The 17,515-nt window shown below is 72.0% G+C and carries 12 protein-coding genes and 1 pseudogene; 6 read left to right on the forward strand and 7 right to left on the reverse strand.

Annotated features, from left to right (window positions below):
- Positions 1–5 precede the first annotated feature (5 nt).
- Positions 6–1,193, forward strand: a complete 1,188-nt coding sequence (locus tag I3F54_RS00140; RefSeq protein ID WP_240116375.1) for a cutinase family protein — start codon at positions 6–8, stop codon at positions 1,191–1,193.
- 237 nt (positions 1,194–1,430) lie between these two features.
- On the opposite strand, the gene I3F54_RS00145 is transcribed toward I3F54_RS00140, so the two are convergent.
- Together I3F54_RS00145 and I3F54_RS00150 are read right to left on the reverse strand one after the other, a co-directional pair.
- Entirely contained in the window at positions 1,431–2,312 is an 882-nt protein-coding gene (locus I3F54_RS00145; protein ID WP_240116376.1) for a GNAT family N-acetyltransferase, read from the reverse strand.
- Positions 2,313–2,685: 373 nt separating this feature from the next.
- Positions 2,686–3,666, reverse strand: a complete 981-nt coding sequence (locus I3F54_RS00150; protein ID WP_240116377.1) for a helix-turn-helix domain-containing protein — start codon at positions 3,664–3,666, stop codon at positions 2,686–2,688.
- A gap of 56 nt (positions 3,667–3,722) precedes the next feature.
- Here I3F54_RS00150 and I3F54_RS00155 point away from each other — a divergent pair, with 56 nt between their 5' ends.
- Complete coding sequence (locus I3F54_RS00155; protein ID WP_240116378.1) at positions 3,723–5,027, forward strand: MFS transporter; 1,305 nt, start codon at positions 3,723–3,725, stop codon at positions 5,025–5,027.
- A 17-nt stretch (positions 5,028–5,044) separates the two neighbouring features.
- On the opposite strand, the gene I3F54_RS00160 is transcribed toward I3F54_RS00155, so the two are convergent.
- Both I3F54_RS00160 and I3F54_RS00165 read right to left on the reverse strand, forming a co-directional pair.
- Positions 5,045–5,662, reverse strand: coding sequence for a DsbA family protein (locus I3F54_RS00160; protein WP_240116379.1), 618 nt, complete (start codon positions 5,660–5,662; stop codon positions 5,045–5,047).
- 86 nt (positions 5,663–5,748) lie between these two features.
- Complete coding sequence (locus tag I3F54_RS00165; RefSeq protein WP_240116380.1) at positions 5,749–6,300, reverse strand: DUF1697 domain-containing protein; 552 nt, start codon at positions 6,298–6,300, stop codon at positions 5,749–5,751.
- Between the two features lie 414 nt (positions 6,301–6,714).
- On the opposite strand from I3F54_RS00165, the gene I3F54_RS00170 reads away from it, so the two are divergent.
- The gene (locus tag I3F54_RS00170) at positions 6,715–8,976 is read left to right on the forward strand and encodes an MMPL family transporter (RefSeq protein WP_240116381.1); all 2,262 of its coding nucleotides are present in this window, start codon (positions 6,715–6,717) and stop codon (positions 8,974–8,976) included.
- A 131-nt stretch (positions 8,977–9,107) separates the two neighbouring features.
- The gene (locus I3F54_RS00175; RefSeq protein ID WP_240116382.1) at positions 9,108–9,971 is read left to right on the forward strand and encodes a phosphotransferase enzyme family protein; all 864 of its coding nucleotides are present in this window, start codon (positions 9,108–9,110) and stop codon (positions 9,969–9,971) included.
- A gap of 98 nt (positions 9,972–10,069) precedes the next feature.
- Here the strand turns inward: I3F54_RS00175 and I3F54_RS00180 are convergent, their stop codons facing one another.
- Positions 10,070–10,984, reverse strand: coding sequence for a LysR family transcriptional regulator (locus tag I3F54_RS00180; protein ID WP_240116383.1), 915 nt, complete (start codon positions 10,982–10,984; stop codon positions 10,070–10,072).
- A 94-nt stretch (positions 10,985–11,078) separates the two neighbouring features.
- Here I3F54_RS00180 and I3F54_RS00185 point away from each other — a divergent pair.
- Positions 11,079–11,969 (forward strand): annotated as a pseudogene (locus I3F54_RS00185) (DMT family transporter); the annotation flags it as partial.
- Between the two features lie 496 nt (positions 11,970–12,465).
- Here the strand turns inward: I3F54_RS00185 and I3F54_RS00190 are convergent.
- Together I3F54_RS00190 and I3F54_RS00195 are read right to left on the reverse strand one after the other, a co-directional pair.
- Positions 12,466–13,179: an exonuclease domain-containing protein gene (locus I3F54_RS00190; protein WP_240116384.1), complete on the reverse strand. Its 714-nt coding sequence runs from the start codon at positions 13,177–13,179 to the stop codon at positions 12,466–12,468.
- 133 nt (positions 13,180–13,312) lie between these two features.
- On the reverse strand, positions 13,313–14,551 hold the full coding sequence (locus I3F54_RS00195) for an SAV2148 family HEPN domain-containing protein (protein WP_240116385.1): 1,239 nt from the start codon (positions 14,549–14,551) through the stop codon (positions 13,313–13,315).
- Positions 14,552–15,219: 668 nt separating this feature from the next.
- Between I3F54_RS00195 and glgX the strand changes: the two genes are divergently transcribed.
- The gene (gene glgX / locus I3F54_RS00200; protein ID WP_240116386.1) at positions 15,220–17,328 is read left to right on the forward strand and encodes a glycogen debranching protein GlgX; all 2,109 of its coding nucleotides are present in this window, start codon (positions 15,220–15,222) and stop codon (positions 17,326–17,328) included.
- Positions 17,329–17,515: the final 187 nt, after the last annotated feature.

Consider the following 17,515-nt stretch of genomic DNA (forward strand, 5'->3'; position numbering starts at 1 on the left):
AACACATGCGACGATTTGCCGTGGCCGGCCACCGGACTGTCCACGAGGGAGAAAGCGCCGTGAGACGTAGCCGTCCCCTCTCGGGCACGCGCAGATTCCCGATTGCTCTCTGCAGTGCGCTGGCGATTGCAGTGGTGCCCAGCACCCATGCACTCGCCGCACCCGAGAGTCCCCCACAAACACGGCAAAACTGCCCAGACATTGCCTTCATCGGCGTTCATGGGACCGATGAAGTAGCGGGCGAATCGTCAGTTATTAACGAAACCTACGAGACGCTCAAGGGAAAGTTGAACAGTGGCACCACAATAGAAAAGGTGAGCATTGATTACGGAAAGATCAGGCTGCAGGATTACTTCAACCTCTTCCGCGCGGACGAGTGGAACGCCAAAATATCCAAGGGTGTCGATGAAATTGGCACCGTAGTTACAGACTACTTCAAGGCGTGTGGAAACACTACCCGCTTCGCTTTCTCCGGATACTCTTCAGGTGCATGGATCGTCGACAAGTACTTGGCGGATGCTGCGGGTACAAGAATCCTGGACAAGGTGGACGGGGTTGCACTCTACGGCGATCCCCAAGAAAACGGTACCGCGGCGAAGGGCATCGCCCGGGTGGGGGCCTGGGGAATCAAGACTGCGGTCGCCCCTCTCCCGGCTGCCAGACTCGGCTCCGACCGGGTAAAGAGCTTCTGCCTTCCCGCCGACCCCGTATGCGGGGGCGCTGGCACCCAAACAGGAGCAGCGGACCACCGTCTGGAACTCGCTGCCGCTTGCGCCGTGACCCCCGCTTGCACGCACAAGCAGTACGCGCCTGGAGCGACAGCGAAAGGCGGCGAGTTCCTGGCAGGCCTCGTGCGCCGGAACCTCCTTCCCCATATCGTGAAGACGGTAATGTACCAGGAAGGATCGCTTATTTACATCAGCGTCTACTTCACCGATCCCCGCGGAAACGCAGAAGGTTTCGGCTTCAAGGGCGTCAAAGGCTCTGGATGGGCAGAGGAAAATCATACGTTCTCAGATCCGTCATACGGGCGTGTCAAACTTGGGACGGCGAACAGTACGAGCAGAATTGACTACCCGTTTAATCATGACTGTGGCGGGGCGCGGCAGTACGAATCAGACGTCGAGTTTTGGATCACCACCGAAACAGGCGCAAGAAGCCAATCGATCGTCAAGCACTTGAAGTGCAGTTGATCAACCGTGGTGGGAAGCCGGATCTCGCTCACCTACCCCGTGACCGTGACGCACCGCCGGTCTGGCCGTAGTTCTCGGCCACCGGCGCCGGCCCGGACCCGAACACCCTCCACCCGCGCGACCATGCGAGACGTTGAGGATCAAGCTGAGATGCGCCGGTCGCCTTCCTGAGGCGGGTGTCGGGAGCGCCGACGGGCCGGGCGGGGCGACGCCCGCGTCCGGCCCGTCCGTTCGCCGCTAGAGGTCGAACTGGTGCTGGTGTGTCGTGTGCCCGTGCGTGTAGCCGAGACCGTCGTTGATCCGTCTCATGTGCGTGTTGCTGCTGGCGGTGTCGGTCAGCAGGCCACCGAGCTCCGGATACCGCTCGTGGGCCTGCCGGATCGACTCCGCCTTCATCCATCGGCCGAGGCCGTGTCCACGGTGCTCGGGCAGTACCCCGGTGCCGTAGTGCTGGCCGTCACCCGTGCCGTTGCCGGGGACGACGAGTTCGGTGAACCCGGCGATCGAATCGTCGGAGGTGGTGACGGCGACGACGGTGTGCAGCCGGTCGCCCCGCTCTTCGACGGCCTTCGCGGCTGCCCGGACCCGGTCCACGTCCCAGGTCACCGTGCCGTAGTCGGTGTCGTCCATGGGCATGTCGTCCATGGCACGACGTGAGGCGGCGAACGTCTGGGCAAGGTGGTCGGGAACGGTTCCCTGCCATGACACCAGCCGATAGCCGGGATACGGACGCGCGATGATCCCGGCGAGTGCGGTGGTGTCCACGCCGGCCAGCGCCAGGCGGGAGTACATCAGGGTGAGAACCCTGCGGAAACCGCGCGCCGTCGCGAAGTCGTCGCCGGCCGATCCTGCCTCGGCCTGCGCGATGACGCAGCGTCGGGCGTTTTCCCGGGCCGCGGCCACGGCGGCGTCGAGGAGCCGGGAACCGACGCCCCGGCGTCGCTCCGCGGGATGGACCTGGAGGGTCAGTTCGGCCAGGTGTTCCTGGCCGGGAGCGACGAACAGACGCAGAAAGGCCGTCCCGACGGGGATGGAATCGGCGTCGGACGCCAGCCACGCCTGGCGCCGGCTGTGCGGTCCGTGAGCGGGGTCGGTCAGTGGGGTGATGCAGAGGGACAAGGTGTCTCCGTCGTGAGGAGGTGGAAAAGGCCGGTACGCGGGCTCAACTGCCGGGCACTCCTGCGCATGTGCTCCACACCTCCTCGTAGACGGTGCCGGTCCGGAACAACGTGGACGGCGGGGCGAATCTAGCCGGACCGCCCGGCCCTCGGCAAAGGATTAAACGGCTTGGTGGAAGGCCGGTGCGGGTGTGTGGTCCCGGCCGCTCGGCGACGGCCGCGACGAGGACCGTCGCCTCGTGGCGGACCGCGACCCCGACGTGGTGGGTAGCCCACCTCGCGGGGCCTTTCGAGGCGGTTGCTGCCGGGCTCCCCACGCGCCGGCCCTTGTGGTCCCCGTCATCGGACCCTGGGATCCGCTCTCGATGCCCGGCCTAGCGGCACAGCCCGTCGCCGAGCGGGGTGCGGGCGTAGCGGACGACGCGTCCGCTGCGGGTGCGGGTGAGCAGGCCCGCGTCGTAGAGGACGGCCAGGTGCTGACTGACGGCGCCGGGGGTGACGTCGAGGCGGTGGGCCAGCTCCGTCGTGGAGGCCGGTTCGGCGAGCAGGACGAGCAGGCGGGCGCGGGGGCGGCCGAGGAGGCGTGCCAGTGCCTCGTCGGTGACCGGGGGAGGTTCCTCGGACAGCCGGGCCCGTCCGCGGGCCGGGTACATGAGCACAGGCGGGCGGGTGGGGTCGAGCAGCGGCTGGGCGCCGCGGGCGAAGAACGTGGGCAGCAGCACCATGCCCCGGCCGTCGACGCCGACGTCGGTCCACGGCGCGGGCAGGGTGTCCCGGGTGGACAGGCGCAGCAGACCCGAGGTCCAGGTGAGTCGGTCGTCGAGCCCTGCGAACAGCGCCCCCGCGCCCTGTTCCGCCAGGACCCGCCCGCGGTGGGCGAGATCCGCCTCCAGGATGGTCTGCGCGCGCGGCCACCAGGCGGCGGCCAGGCAGGTGTGCCAGTAGGCGTCGAGGACGGTCGTGATGCGGTCGAGGAACGCCCCGGGGTCGGCGAGACCCCGGTCGACGACGGGCGGGAGGGCCTGCGGGGTGCGGTAGGTCGCGCGGAAGTCGGCGTCGACGACGTCCGGCGGGGTGGCGGCGAGCCGGTCGAGTTCCTCGGCGAAGCCGGGACGGGCCCGGTGCGGGCGCGGGGTGAGGAAGTCCGGGATCCACAGCCAGGGGGAGACGAGCGCGGTGAGCAGGTCCCGGTCGAGGAGGTCCAGGTGCGGGCGGATCCGGCGCAGCCACGGCCGGTGGTGGGGGTAGCGGGCAGGGTCGTGCAGGCACCGCAGGGAGAACACCGCCTCCTGGAGCGGGGAGTAGGCGAAGGAGGTGGTGGCGAGGTCGCCGACGGCGAAGCGGAATTCGATCATTGAGCCCCACGCTAAATCATTGCCGATGCCGTTGGGCGGCCGGGTTGGCTGTGTGCATGACCACGACACCAGCCTCCCGGACCTCCGGCCGGCCCGGCTCCCCCGCGCCCGAGCGGGCCACCCGGACGGCCGGGCTGCTGCCCGCCGATCCCGTGCTGCGCCGCGCCAGCGTGCTGACGCTCGTCAACTCGGTCGGCAACGGACTCTGCTTCCCTCTCGGCGTGCTGTACTTCACCCGCATCGTCGGCCTGGACACGACCGCGGTCGGTGCCGGGCTGACGATCGCGGGGCTGGTCGGCGTGGCGGCCGGGGTGCCGGCCGGCCGGACCGCTGACCGGTGGGGTGCACGACGGGTCGGCGCGTTGCTGTGGGGCGGTACCGGGGTGGCGACGGCGTCGTACGCGCTGGTGCACTCGTACGCCGGTTTCCTCGTCGCCGTGGTGTGCGCGACGGCGCTGCAGATGGCGAGCCGTGGGGTGCAGGGAGCACTGTACGCGGACGTGCTGCCGGCTGCGACCCGGGTGGAGGCGCGGGCGTACCTGCGGATGGTGGTGAACGTCGGCACGGGTGTGGGCGGCGTGTTCGGTGCGGTGGCGCTCCAACTGGACACGCGGGCCGCGTATGTGACGGTCATCCTGGTCAACGCCGTGACCTTCGCAGGGCCGGCGCTGCTGCTGCCCCGGCTGCCGTTGGCACCGCACGTGGCCGAGCGGCTGTCGCCGGACTCCGCCGTGCCGGGCGCGGAGCGCTGGCGGGCGGTGCGGGACCTGCCGTTCCTGGCGGTGACCGTCCTCAACGCGGTACTGGTCGTGCAGTACTCGCTGGCGGAGGTCGGGCTGCCGCTGTGGATCGTGGAGCGCACCGACGCGCCGCGCTGGACGGCGGCCCTGCTGATGATCGTCAACTGTGTGCTGGTGGCGCTGCTCCAGGTGCGGGTGGCTCGGCGCGCCGCCCAGGTGCCGTCCGCGGTGCGGGCGATGGGCTGGTCCGGGATGCTGCTGGCGGCGGCCTGTGCGGTGTACGCGCTGTCGTCCGGGCTGTGCCCGGTGTGGGCGGTGGTCGCGCTGACCGCGGGCGCGGTGGTCCAGGTCTTCGCCGAGGTGCTGTCGGCCGCCGGCGGCTGGACGCTGGGCTACGCCCTCGCCGACGCCCGCGCCCACGGTGTCTACCAGGGAGTGTTCGGCGCCGGCATGTCGGCGGGCCTCATGGCCGGCCCGGCCCTGGTGACCGTCACCGCCATCGCCCACGGCTCGGCGGGCTGGGCGGTGCTGGGCGTCCTGTTCGCCGTGGCGGGGCTCGCGATGGGTCCGGCGGTGCGGTGGGCCCGCCGGGACGGCGAGTGGCGGGGCGAGACGGCGTAGGGCGGCCCGGGCGGGTTTCAGCCGAAGGACAGGCCGCCGGTGCGGGTCCTCTTGAGTTCGAAGAAGTCCGGGTCGGTGGCCAGCGTGCGGAAGCTGTCGAAGAGTTCGGCGGCCCGCGCACCGCGCGGGACGGCCCGCAGCACCGGCCCGAACCACACCGTGCCGTCGACGTGGAGGGTGGGGGTGCCGACGTACCCGCCGGAGTCCGGTTCGGCGCCGGCCTCGTGGGCGGCGCGCACGGCGGCGTCGCGGGACGGGTCGTGCGCGGCGGCGGCGAGGTCGGCGGGGAGCCCGAGTTCGGTGAGGGACTCGGTGACCACGGCGTCGTAGTCCTGCTGCTTCCGCTCGTGGATGCGGGTGCCGAACGCGGTGTACAGGTCGCGGAGCACCTTCTCGCCGTGCTGCTCGGCGGCGGTCACGGCGACCCGGACCGGGCCGATCGACTTGTCGACCAGTTCGCGGTACCAGTCGGGCAGCTCGTTGCCGAGGTTGTGCAGGTACAGACTCATCGCCCGGAAGCGCAGGTCGAGCGGTCGATGCCGTTCGACCTCCAGCAGCCAGCGGGAGGTGATCCAGGCGAAGGGGCAGGCGGGGTCGAAGAAGAAGTCGACGCGGGTGGGCGAGGAGTGGGTCATGGAGGCGACGCTAGGCGGCCGATTGGGGCGGTGTCCCGGCCCAATCGGCGGCGTTCCGCATGGTCCACCTGCGGGGCTGCGCTCCGCTACGCGGGTTCGGTCAGCTCCACCAGCTTCGTGACGGTGTTCCAGTTCCGGCTGGTGGCGATCAGGGCGTCGGTCCCGCGGGCCCGGGAGAGCGCGTCGGCGAGTCTGGAGCGGCCGAGGCCCTCGGGGGCGTACAGGTACAGAACGCGGTCGCCGAGGCGGAACTCCTCCGGCAGGTGGGCGGCCGGGTCGATGCACGCGTAGCGCTCGGCGGCGACGGGCCCGGAGAAGTAGGTGACGTGCAACTGCCTGGGCTCCAGTTCGGCGGCGGGGAACGGGCAGGCCTCGGCGACGGCCCGCAGATACGCGTGGTCGCGCACGATCACGTCCACGGGGAAGCCGAACCGTTCCTCGATCGCCCGGGCGAGCTCGGCGGCGAGGGCGTCCTCATCGCCACGGTCGGCGCCGAAGACGGCCTGGCCGCTCTGCAGATAGGTACGCACGCGGGCGTGGCCGAGCTCCTCCATCAGAGTTCGCAGGTCGGCCATGGGAAGCTTCCGGCTGCCACCCACATTGATTCCGCGCAGCAGCGCCGCGTACATCGTCGTCACGTCTTCACCTTAGGCGGCCGTCGTGCTCCGTGGGGGCGAGCACGACGGCCGTGTGCCGGGGACGGACGCGACGCCGGCCTCCCGGGGCGGGATGCGCGAAACTCTGACGGGTCGACGGCCGCAGATCAACATCTCCCGGCGGCTGTGACTTGTTCGACAACCGTGCGTTCCGGCGCCGCGGGCCTCGGTTGCGGACCGGGACACCGGCGACCCTGACACCGTTCCCGGAGACGCCGCAGGTACGTGTAGGGGCCAGGCTCCTCCCCGGTGGGGACGGCGCGCGCTCCGGGGAGAGGAGCCGGGGGTACCGGACTTCACCGGGCAGCAGGACGAGATGGCCTTATTCCGTCCCTACCTTCGTAGGTGAAGGTGACGGCACGGGGTCGTCGCCGCGCACGAGGGGGCAGGCCCGTCATGAGGAGTGGAGAAACGCGGGTGCGGGGTCTCGCCGCGCGTGCCGGCGGCTGGAGCGCCCGGCACCGGTGGGCGGCCGTCGGTATCTGGTTGCTGTTCGTCGCCCTGGCGATGGGGCTGGGGACGGCGGCGGGCCGCGTGGACGTCAAGGACAGCGACCAGCTCGGGGGCGAGACGCACACCGCGGCGAGGATCATCGAGGACGCGGGGATCGACGAGCCCATGAGCGAGAGCGTCCTGATCCAGGCGAGGAACGGTGAACTGAAGGCCACCGACGCGGAGTTCCGGGCCGCGGTCGCGGACGTCGTACAAGCCGTCGAGGGCACCGGGCAGGCGACGGACGTGACGTCCCCGTACGACACGCGGACGATCTCGAAGGACGGCCGCAGCGCGCTGGTGCAGTTCGACATGCGCGGTGCCGCCGACACCGCCCACGAGCGGGTGGAGCCGGTCCTCAAGGCCGTCCGGGGCGTCGGGCGGGGCCACTCCTCGCTGCGGATCGAGGAGATCGGCGGCGCGAGCATGACGAAGCAGTACAAGGACGCCTTCGGGGACGACTTCCGGAAGGCCGAGTACTCCGCCGTGCCGGTGGCCCTCGGCATTCTGCTGATCGCCTTCGGCGCGCTGGTGGCGGCGTTGCTGCCGGTCCTGCTGGCGATCACCGCGATCATGGCGACGATGGGCCTGATGGGTGTCGTCAGCCATCTGATGCCGATGAGCGACACCGCCGGCTCCGTCATGCTGCTGGTGGGTATGGCGGTCGGCGTCGACTACTGCCTGTTCTACCTGCGCCGCGAACGGGAGGAGCGGGAGGCGGGACGGGATCCGGGGACGGCGCTGCGCATCGCCGCCGCGACCAGCGGCCGGGCGATCGTGGTGTCCGGCGTCACGGTGTGCGTGGCGATGGCGGGCATGCTGTTCACCGGTCTCGCCGAGTTCGAGGCGATGGGCCTGGCCTCCCTGATGGTGGTCGCCGTGGCCATGGTCGGCTCGGTGACGGTGCTGCCCGCGCTGCTCTCGCTGCTCGGCGAGCGTGTCGAGAAGGGCCGGATCCCCTTCCTCGGGCGGCGTCGACGCACCCGGGGCGGCATGGGCGACAGCGGCAGCCGGTTCTGGAGCGCGGTGCTGCGCGGCGTGCTGGCCCGCCCGGTGGTCTCGGTGGTCGCGGCGGGTGGTGCGCTGCTGGCCGTGGCGGCGCCCGCGCTGGGCATGAAGACCCAGCAGCTCACACTGGACCAGGAGTTCGGCGACACATTGCCCATCGTGCAGACGTACGACCGGATCAACGACGCCTTCCCGGGCGGCACCGAGCCCGCGGAGGTCGTCGTCGAGGCCCGGGACATCGACGCGCCCCAGGTGCGGGAGGCACTGGCCGCGTTCAGGGAACGGGCGATCTCGTCGGGCGCCTCACGCGGGCCGGTCGACATCAGGGTGCACGAGGCGCAGGACGTGGCCTTCGTCTACGTCCCGCTGGTGGGCGGCTCCGACCGGGACGCCGCGGGCGCGAGCCTGGAGAAGCTGCGAGACGAGGTGCGTCCGGCGACGCTGGGCCGAGTGGCGGGCGTGCAGGCGCCGATCACCGGGCAGGTCGCGGGATCGCACGACTTCAACGACCAACTCGTCGGCTCGGTGGTGCCGGTGTTCGCGTTCGTCGTGGTGTTCGCCTTCCTGCTGATGCTGCTGTCGTTCCGCTCGCTGACGATCGCGATCACGTCGATCCTGCTCAACCTGCTGTCGGTGGGCGCCGCGTACGGCATCCTCGCCGCCGTGTTCCAGCACGGCTGGGGCGCGTCACTGGTGGGCGCGCAGGGCGTCGGCGCCATCGTCACCTGGCTGCCGCTGTTCCTCTTCGTGATCCTGTTCGGCCTCTCGATGGACTACCACGTGTTCGTGGTCTCCCGGATCCGCGAGGCGCGGCTGCGCGGCCGGACGACCAGGGACGCGATCGCGCACGGGGTGGTCACCACGGCCGGAGTGGTGACCGGTGCCGCCGTCATCATGGTCGCCGTCTTCGCGATCTTCGGCACACTGTCCATGCAGTCGATGAAGCAGATGGGCGTGGGCCTGGCCGCCGCGGTGCTCATCGACGCCACCGTCATCCGCGGCGTGCTGCTGCCGGCGGTGATGGCCCTGCTGGGCGAGCGCAACTGGTACCTGCCGTCGTGGCTGCACCGGCTGCCGGACCTCACCCACGACGAGGCGCCGGAGGCGATCGCCGGTCCCGTTCCCCGCGACGACCGGGGCGAACCACTGCGGGTGTGACGCGCCCCGAGGGCCCGCCGGTCTCCGGTGGGCCCTCGGCCGTGCCCGCCGCCGGCCGCCGCCCGGCCGGTGCGAGACTGACCGTCGACCGCGCAGGTGCGGGACGCGGGAACGGGACACGGAGGCGGACCATGGACGAGGCACGCGCACGGGAGGTACTGGCCGCGGCCCGGGTGCTGCCGGGGCCGGCCGGGGACGCGCGGCTGCTCGCCTTCGGGGAGAACGCGGTGTTCGCCGCCGGTGACCTGGTCGTGAAGGTGGGCCGGGACGCCGAACTGCTGGACCGGGCACGCCGGGAACTGGACGTCGCGCTGTGGCTCGCCGGGGAGGGCGTGCCGGCCGTCCGGGCCGCCGCACCGAAGCCGCTGCTGGTGGCGGGGCACCCGGTGACGGTGTGGCACCGGCTGCCCGACCCGCTGCGGCCCGCCGAGCCGGAGGACCTGGCCGCACTGCTCCGGCGCGTGCACGCGTTGCCCATGCCCTCCTTCGCCCTGCCGCCGCGCGAACTGCTGGGCGGGGTGGGGCGCTGGCTCCGCCTCGCGGGGGAGGCGATCGACCCGGCGGACGCCGCGTATCTGCGTCGGCGCCGCGACGGTTTCGCCGAGGCTGCCGCCGCCCTGACCCCGCGGCTGCCGCCGGGGCCCATCCACGGCGACGCGCTGCCGCGCAATGTGCACATCGGTCCCGACGGTCCGGTCCTTGTCGACCTGGAGACCTTCTCCGCCGATCTCCGCGAGCACGACCTGGTGGTGATGGCCCTCTCCCGCGACCGCTACGGGCTGCCGGCGTCCGCGTACGACTCGTTCACGGCGGCCTACGGCTGGGACGTGCGGGAGTGGGAGGGGTGCCCGGTACTGCGGGGCGCGCGGGAGACGGCGAGCTGCGCGTGGGTGGCCCAGCACGCGCCGGGAAACCCCGGCGCGCTGGCCGAGTTCGAACGGCGGGTGGCGTCCCTGCGGGACGGGGACGAGACGGTGCGCTGGTATCCGTTCTGATCGCCGGGCCCGGCGGATCGAGCGCACCGGTCCCGCAGGTACCGGCCGCGCGGGGGCGGCCACGGCCCGTCCGGGGTGCCTCGCGGAACGCCGGGCGCCTACGGCGCCCGGGCCTCACGGTCCTGGATCGTCCGGGCGGCCCGGCGCAGTTGGGTCAGGACGGTACGGACGGCCGCGCGGGCCGTGCGCTCGGGGCGGTGGAGGGCGTCGATGTGCCGTCGGGCCCGCACACCGCTGAGGGGGCGAAGGACGATACCGGGGTGGGCACGCATGGTCCAGCGCGGCATCAGGGCGATGCCTCCTCCGGCGGCCACCACCTCGGCGACCACCGCGAACTCGTTGATGCGGTGCGCGAGCCGGAGCCGGCGGCCGGCCGCGGCGGCGATCGCCTCGATCGTCGCCAGCACCGGGAAGCCGTCGTGCACGGTGACCCACGGCTCGTCGGCCACGTCGAGCGGGGCGACGCGCCGCTTGGCCGCGAGTCGGTGACCGGCCGGCACGGCGACGTCGAGCGGCTCGCGCAGCAGTGTCGTCGCGATCACCGTGCCCGGCCATGCCGGGGCGTGGTCGAGGCGGTGGGCCAGCACCAGGTCGTACTCCCGGGTGAGCCGCGGGAAGTCCTCCTGCGCCACGTCCTCGTCGGCGAGGGCTGCCCGCGGCATGCCGGGTGCGGACAGGGAGCGCAGCAGCAGCGGGAAGAACGCCGCGCCCGCACTGTGGAACGCCGCCACCGACACCTCGCCGTCGGGCCGGGCGGCGAACTCCTCCACGGCGCCCCGGGCCCGCGCCAGCGCGGTCTCCACCTCGACAGCGGCGGCGGCCAGCGCCTGCCCGGCGTCGGTGAGCACCAGCCGCCTGCCCTGCCTCTCGGTGAGCGGCACCGGAAGGGAGCGCTGGAGCAGCCGCAGTTGCTGTGAGATCGCCGACGGTGTCACCAGCATCGCCTCGGCGACCGCGCTGACGCTGCCCAGTTCGCCCAGTTCCCGCAGAATCCGCAGCTGCCGTTCGTCCATGCCCGCAGTGTAGGAGGCCGATGAAGGAGAACTGAAAGATCCTTTCAGTAAGTGGTAGTGGGCTGCACGGTCGGTGGCGGTGCACCGTGGGCGGGTGACCGACACCCGCCGTACCGACGTGGTACTCCTGCTCGTCGCCCTCGTCTGGGGCTCCAGTTACCTGTCCGCCCAGACGGCTGCGGCGGCCCTGCCCGTGCTCACGGTGCTGTTCGCCCGCTACGCCCTCGCCGCCCTCGTCTGTCTCGGTATGGTGGCGGCTCTGCGGAGCGGGTGGTCCCGGGACGAGGTGCGGGCCGGACTGCCGCTGGGGCTGACGCAGGCCGCGGTGCTGGTGGTGGAGACATACGGGGTCGCCCACACGACCGCCGCCAACGCGGGGCTGATCATCAGCCTGGCCATCGTGCTCACCCCGCTGCTGGACCGCGCCGGGCATCCCGGCGGACTCCCTGCCTCCTTCTACGCCGCTGCCGGGCTGTGCGTCCCGGCCGTCGCGCTGCTGATGTCGGGCAACGGTTTCCACGCGCCGCGCCTCGGCGATCTGCTGATGCTGGGCGCGGCCGGGGTGCGGGCCGGTCATGTGGCGCTCGTCGGGCGGATCACCGCTCGGCGAACGGTGCGGCCGGTGCACCTGACGGCGGTGCAGACCCTCGTCGGTACGGCACTGTTCCTGCCGCTGTCCGCGGGCGGACTGCCGGACCTGGTCCGCGCATCGGGCGGGACCTGGGGGCAGCTGGTCTACCTGGCCCTGTTCTGCAGCGTCTTCGCCTTCCTCGTGCAGACCTGGGCGGTGCAGCGCACCTCCGCAAGCCGGGCCAGTCTCCTGCTGGGCACGGAACCCGTGTGGGCCGCGGCCGTGGGCGTCGCGCTCGCCGGGGAGCGCTTCACCCCGCTCACCGCCCTCGGCGCGGCGCTCATGATCGCCGCCGGCTACCGGGCCCAGGCCGTGGAACGCGCCCACCGGGCCGCGCGGACGGCTGCCGAGGAGGGCGCCGCGCGGGACCGGGCCGTCCGCCGTACCGCGAAGGCCCGTGACCGCGGAAGCGGCTGTCGGGGACTCTCCCCCGGGGCGCGTCCCGGCACGGCCCCGGTGCCACCCGTCGAGGAACCCACCGGCCGGGCGGCCGCGCTGCCGGCGGCCCGTCACCCCGGCGCGGCGGCGCGTCCCTCTTCGGCCGACCCGACGCCCGGCCCGGTGCCCGACCCGGTGCCCGGGGCGAGGACCGGCCCGGTGCCCGGGGTGAGCACCGGGGTGTGACGGTCACCGGACCGCTCTGCGGCAGGGCCACCGCGCAGCCCCGGGACCGGCGGCACCGGCGAGGAACCGCCTCGACCGGGACGCGTCCCGTGGCCGTGATGCACGATTGCGCTCGGTCAAGCAGGGCCGTGGCGGCGCTGCGGCTGCCTGCCGCGGCGCTCGGGAACATGCCCCGGACACCTCCGCGGGCCGGCTCCCGCACCCGAAGCGGCCTTCGGTGCCCCGGTCACCGGCTGCGCGGAATGACCGGCCAGGCCGGCTCCACGACGGCCGCCGGGTTCGTGGTCCGCCTCAGGTACGCCTGAAGCGAGGCCGACTGGGCAGCCGCCGCGCGCACCTGGAGTTCGTGCAGGTCCGTCAGGGACATCGCGCCGACGGGCCGGTGTCTCTCCCCCATGCTCCGCACCACCCGGACGGCGGCCACGGCGTCCGCCTTCGCGTCGTGCGCGTCGTCGAGCGCCACGCCGTAGTGCGCGCACAGCGCGTACAGGGCGCGCTTGCCCTTGCGGTAGCGGTCGACATGCTTGTCGATCACGAGCGGGTCGACGACCGGCGAGGGCGTGGTGCCGAGCCGCTCGGTGATCGACCGCAGCCCGTACCGCCGGCACTCGCGGTCCAGCAGCGACAGGTCGTAGCGCGCGTTCATCACGACCAGTGGGGTCCCCGAGCGCAGGACCTCGGCGACGGCCTCCGCTATGTCCTCGATCGCGGACGCGGCCGGGAGTCCGTGCCGGCGGGCATGGTCCGTGGAGATGCCGTGGATCGCCGACGCCTGGGCGGGTATCGCCACCCCGGGGTCGAGCAGCCACGTCCGCTCCGAGGACACGGTCCCGTCCGGCTCCAGGGCCACGACCGCGGCGGTGACGATGCGGTCCGCCTCGACGTCCGTTCCGGTCGTCTCCAGGTCGAAGCCGATCAGCAGCTCGCGGTGCCAGGCCATGGCGTCCCCCTTCGTGGTGGTGCGTTCCCCCCAGTGGCCTCCACCTTCGCACGCGCCACTGACAGTCCGACGCGGGCGTTCCGCTCGGGGTCCGGCAGGACACAGCCCGGACACGGCACGCCCGCCGGACGGTTCACGACACAGGGCGCGAATCCGCCCAGGACAGCTCGAACTCCTCGCGATAGGTGGAGAACAGGCCCCCTTCGCCGGCCCCGTCGGACGTGACCACCCGGTCGCCGTTGCGCAGGACCAGCACCGGTGACTCCATGCCGCGGGCCCGCCGCAGGTAGGCCTGCACGACCGCGATGCCGTCGGAGCCGTCGCCGTCGACGAGGTAGGCGGTGAACCGGGGCGTCTCGTCGTAGACCTGGATCTGGAATGCCCCCTGGTCCCGCAGCCGGGAGCGGACCCGGCGCATGTGCAGGATGTTCATCTCGACCGAGCGGCTCAGTTCCCCACGCTTGAGGCCCAGTTCCCGTTCGCGTCGCTTCACCGCGCTGGAGGCCGGGTTGAGGAACAGCAGCCGCACGCGGCAGCCGGCCTCGGCGAGCCGGACCAGGCGCCGCCCGGAGAAGTTCTGCACGAGCAGGTTGAGGCCGATCCCGAACGCGTCCAGGCGGCGCGCGCCGCCGAAGATGTCCTCGGCCGGGAACTGGCGCAGCAGCCGCACCCGGTCGGGGTGCACGGCGACGACGTCCGCGTACCGGTCACCGACGAGGTCCTCGACCGCGTCGACGGGGAGACGGCGCGCGGAGGGCACGTCGCCGCCCGTGCCGAGCATCTCCAGCAGCCGGGCGGACGCCCGTTCCGCCTGGTTCAGCACGGTCTCGGACAGGGCGCGGTTGCGGGAGACGACGTTGCGGGTGACCTCCAGCTCGTCCAGGGCGAGTTCGAGGTCCCGGCGGTCGTCGAAGTACGGTTCGAAGCAGGGCCAGTGCTGCACCATCAGCTCGCGCAGCTGGGGCAGGGTGAGGAAGCTGATGACGTTGTCGTCGGCGGGGTCGAGCAGGTAGCCCTTGCGGCGGCTCACCTCACGGACGGCGACGGCGCGCTGGACCCACTCCTGGCCGGCGGGTCCGGCCGCGGCGACCACCCAGTCGTCACCGTGGACGGGCTCGTAGACGGGCCGCAGCACGGCGGTCACCACGGCGCGCAGCCGCTGCTCGACCAGGTTCAGCCATATGTACGCCCGCCCCGCGCGCTGGGCGCGCGTGCGCACCTCACGCCAGGCGTCGGCGTCCCAGTCCAGCTCCGGGCCGATGGAGTTCGGCTCCATCGGCCTGGCCAGGGACACCGTGCCGGGCGGGACGTCTGTGGAGTTCCCCTCGTGACCCTCGTCACCAGGGGGCAGCTCCAGCCCTCCCGAGCCCACCCGCGCACCGCCTTCCAGTCCCCCGGGCACACCCCGTCTCAACGATCAAGGAAGCGTACTCCGGGAGCGGTCGGCGATGCAGCCGGATGGACAGGGTCATTTCCCAACTGCACGATTCCGCTTGTCCGTTCCCACCACCGTCGGCAGGTGGAGTGAGCGGATTCATAGTGGCACCCGGCGGGCGGAGGGGGGCGGCGCCGGGGCGGGACGACCCAGTCCGTACATGTGTGCGAACGTGGGCGCGGAGGCGGCCGTGCCGGACCGGCACGGCAGGAGGTACGGATGTCCCGCTTCCCCGCGGGCGCCGTCGGCGGCACGGACCGCCCGCGGGCGCCGTACACAGCGGGGCCGGGTGCGGTGGGGCGCGCTCCACCTCGCCCTGCGGCGGTCGCGACCGCCGCAGCGACCCCCGCCACCGCGGCAGCCGCGCCCGACCGCCGCCACACGCGGGCGGCGGTGCACCATCGGGTGCGCAGGATCCGGCCACTCCACCTCTGTCCCCGGGAGTGTGCACGCGCACCAGCGGCACGCCCGTGCACGGGCGTACCACGGCTACCGACTGGCCGCACGGTAGGAGGGGGGCACGGCGGGGACGGTTCCATCACTTTCGGGGAGACTCGGACCGAAGGCGCTCCCCGTGGCGCCGCACACCTGAAAGAGTCGTATCCATGCAGGTCTGGCCTGGCGAGGCATATCCACTCGGTGCCACCTATGACGGCGCCGGCACGAATTTCGCGGTCTTCACGGAGGCCGCGGACCGAGTAGAGCTGTGTCTGCTGCACGACGACGGCTCGGAGACGGCGATCGAGCTGCGCGAGAGCGACGCGTTCGTCCGCCACGCGTACGTACCGGGCATCATGCCCGGGCAGCGCTACGGCTACCGTGCGCACGGTCCGTACGATCCCGAACGCGGGCTGCGCTGCAATTCGGCGAAGCTCCTGCTGGATCCGTACGCGCGTGCGATCAGCGGCTCGATCCAATGGGGCGAGGAGGTGTACGGCTACCACTTCGGGGCGCCGGACCGGCGCAACGACCTGGACTCGGCGCCGCACACGATGTCGTCGGTCGTGGTCAATCCCTACTTCGACTGGGGCGACGACCGCAGGCCGCGCACCGACTACCACCACACCGTGATCTACGAGGCCCACGTCAAAGGGCTGACGATGCGCCATCCCGGGCTGCCGGAGGAGTTGCGCGGCACCTACGCGGGGCTCGCCCACCCGGCGGTCATCGAGCACCTGACCGAGCTGGGGGCGACGGCGCTGGAACTGATGCCGGTGCACCAGTTCGTCAACGACCACCGCCTGGTCGACATGGGCCTGAACAACTACTGGGGCTACAACACCATCGGCTTCTTCGCCCCGCACAACGCCTACGCCTCCTGGGGCGACCGCGGACAGCAGGTACTGGAGTTCAAGTCGGCGGTGCGGGCGCTGCACGAGGCCGGTATCGAGGTCATCCTCGACGTGGTCTACAACCACACCGCCGAGGGCAACCATCTCGGCCCGACCCTGTCCTTCCGGGGCCTGGACAACCCGCGCTACTACCGCCTGACCGACGACCAGCGCTACTACATGGACACCACGGGCACCGGCAACAGCCTGTTGATGCGCTCCCCGCACGTGCTGCAGATGATCATGGATTCGCTGCGGTACTGGGTCACCGAGATGCACGTGGACGGCTTCCGCTTCGACCTCGCGGCGACCCTGGCCCGGCAGTTCCACGAGGTGGACCGGCTGTCGTCGTTCTTCGACCTGGTGCAGCAGGACCCGGTGGTCTCCCAGGTGAAGCTGATCGCCGAGCCGTGGGACGTGGGCGAGGGCGGCTACCAGGTGGGCAACTTCCCACCGCTGTGGACCGAGTGGAACGGCAAGTACCGCGACACCGTGCGCGACCTGTGGCGGGGCGAGCCGCGCACCCTCGCGGAATTCGCCTCACGGCTGACGGGATCCTCGGACCTGTACCAGGACGACGGCCGCCGGCCGCTGGCCTCCATCAACTTCGTCACCTGCCACGACGGCTTCACCCTGCGCGACATGGTCTCGTACAACCACAAGCACAACGAGGCCAACGGCGAGGACAACCGGGACGGCGAGAGCCACAACCGGTCCTGGAACTGCGGGACCGAGGGCGAGACCGGCGATCCGGAGGTGCTCGCCCTGCGGGCCCGGCAGATGCGGAACTTCGTCGCCACGCTGATGTTGTCCCAGGGCGTCCCCATGATCAGCCACGGTGACGAGTTCGCCCGGACGCAGCACGGCAACAACAACGCCTACTGCCAGGACAGCGAGCTGGCGTGGGTGCGGTGGCCCGAGGAGGAGCACCCGCTGCTGGACTTCACGCGCGCGATGGTGTGGCTGCGCAAGGACCATCCGGTCTTCCGGCGGCGCCGCTTCTTCCACGGGCGGCCGGTGGAGGGCACCCACGACGACCTGTCCGACATCGCCTGGTTCACGCCGGAGGGCCGGGAGATGAAGCAGCGCGACTGGGAGTCGGCTCCCGCCTCGGCCCTGACGGTGTTCCTCAACGGAAACGCCATCTCCGAGCCCGGGACGCGCGGGGAGCGCATCGCCGACGACTCCTTCCTGCTGATGTTCAACGCCTCGCCCAGGGCCCTGGAGTTCGTGGTGCCGGTGGACCACGGCCGGCAGTGGCAGGCCGTCGTGGACACCTCGCTCGACGAGGGGCTGCCGCCCGGTACGGGCGTGAAGGTGGAGGCCGGGGACCGGCTGACGCTGGTGGACCGCAGCATGGCGGTGCTGATGCGTCCGGCCTGACGGACACGCCCCTCGGCACGGCGGCGCCGCCCGCGGGGCGGAACGCCGCCGTGGTGGTGGCGCTCCACGGGACGCGGCCGGGGGCGGGTGCCCGGGGCGGGTGCCGGGGGCTGCGTCCGCAGCTCCCGGTGGCTCGCACGCGGCGCCCCGGTCCGCCCGTCCCTCGCGGCGGGCTTCCGCTGCCGGG

It is taken from the genome of Streptomyces sp. MUM 2J (assembly GCF_022414535.1).
Taxonomy (GTDB): domain Bacteria; phylum Actinomycetota; class Actinomycetes; order Streptomycetales; family Streptomycetaceae; genus Streptomyces.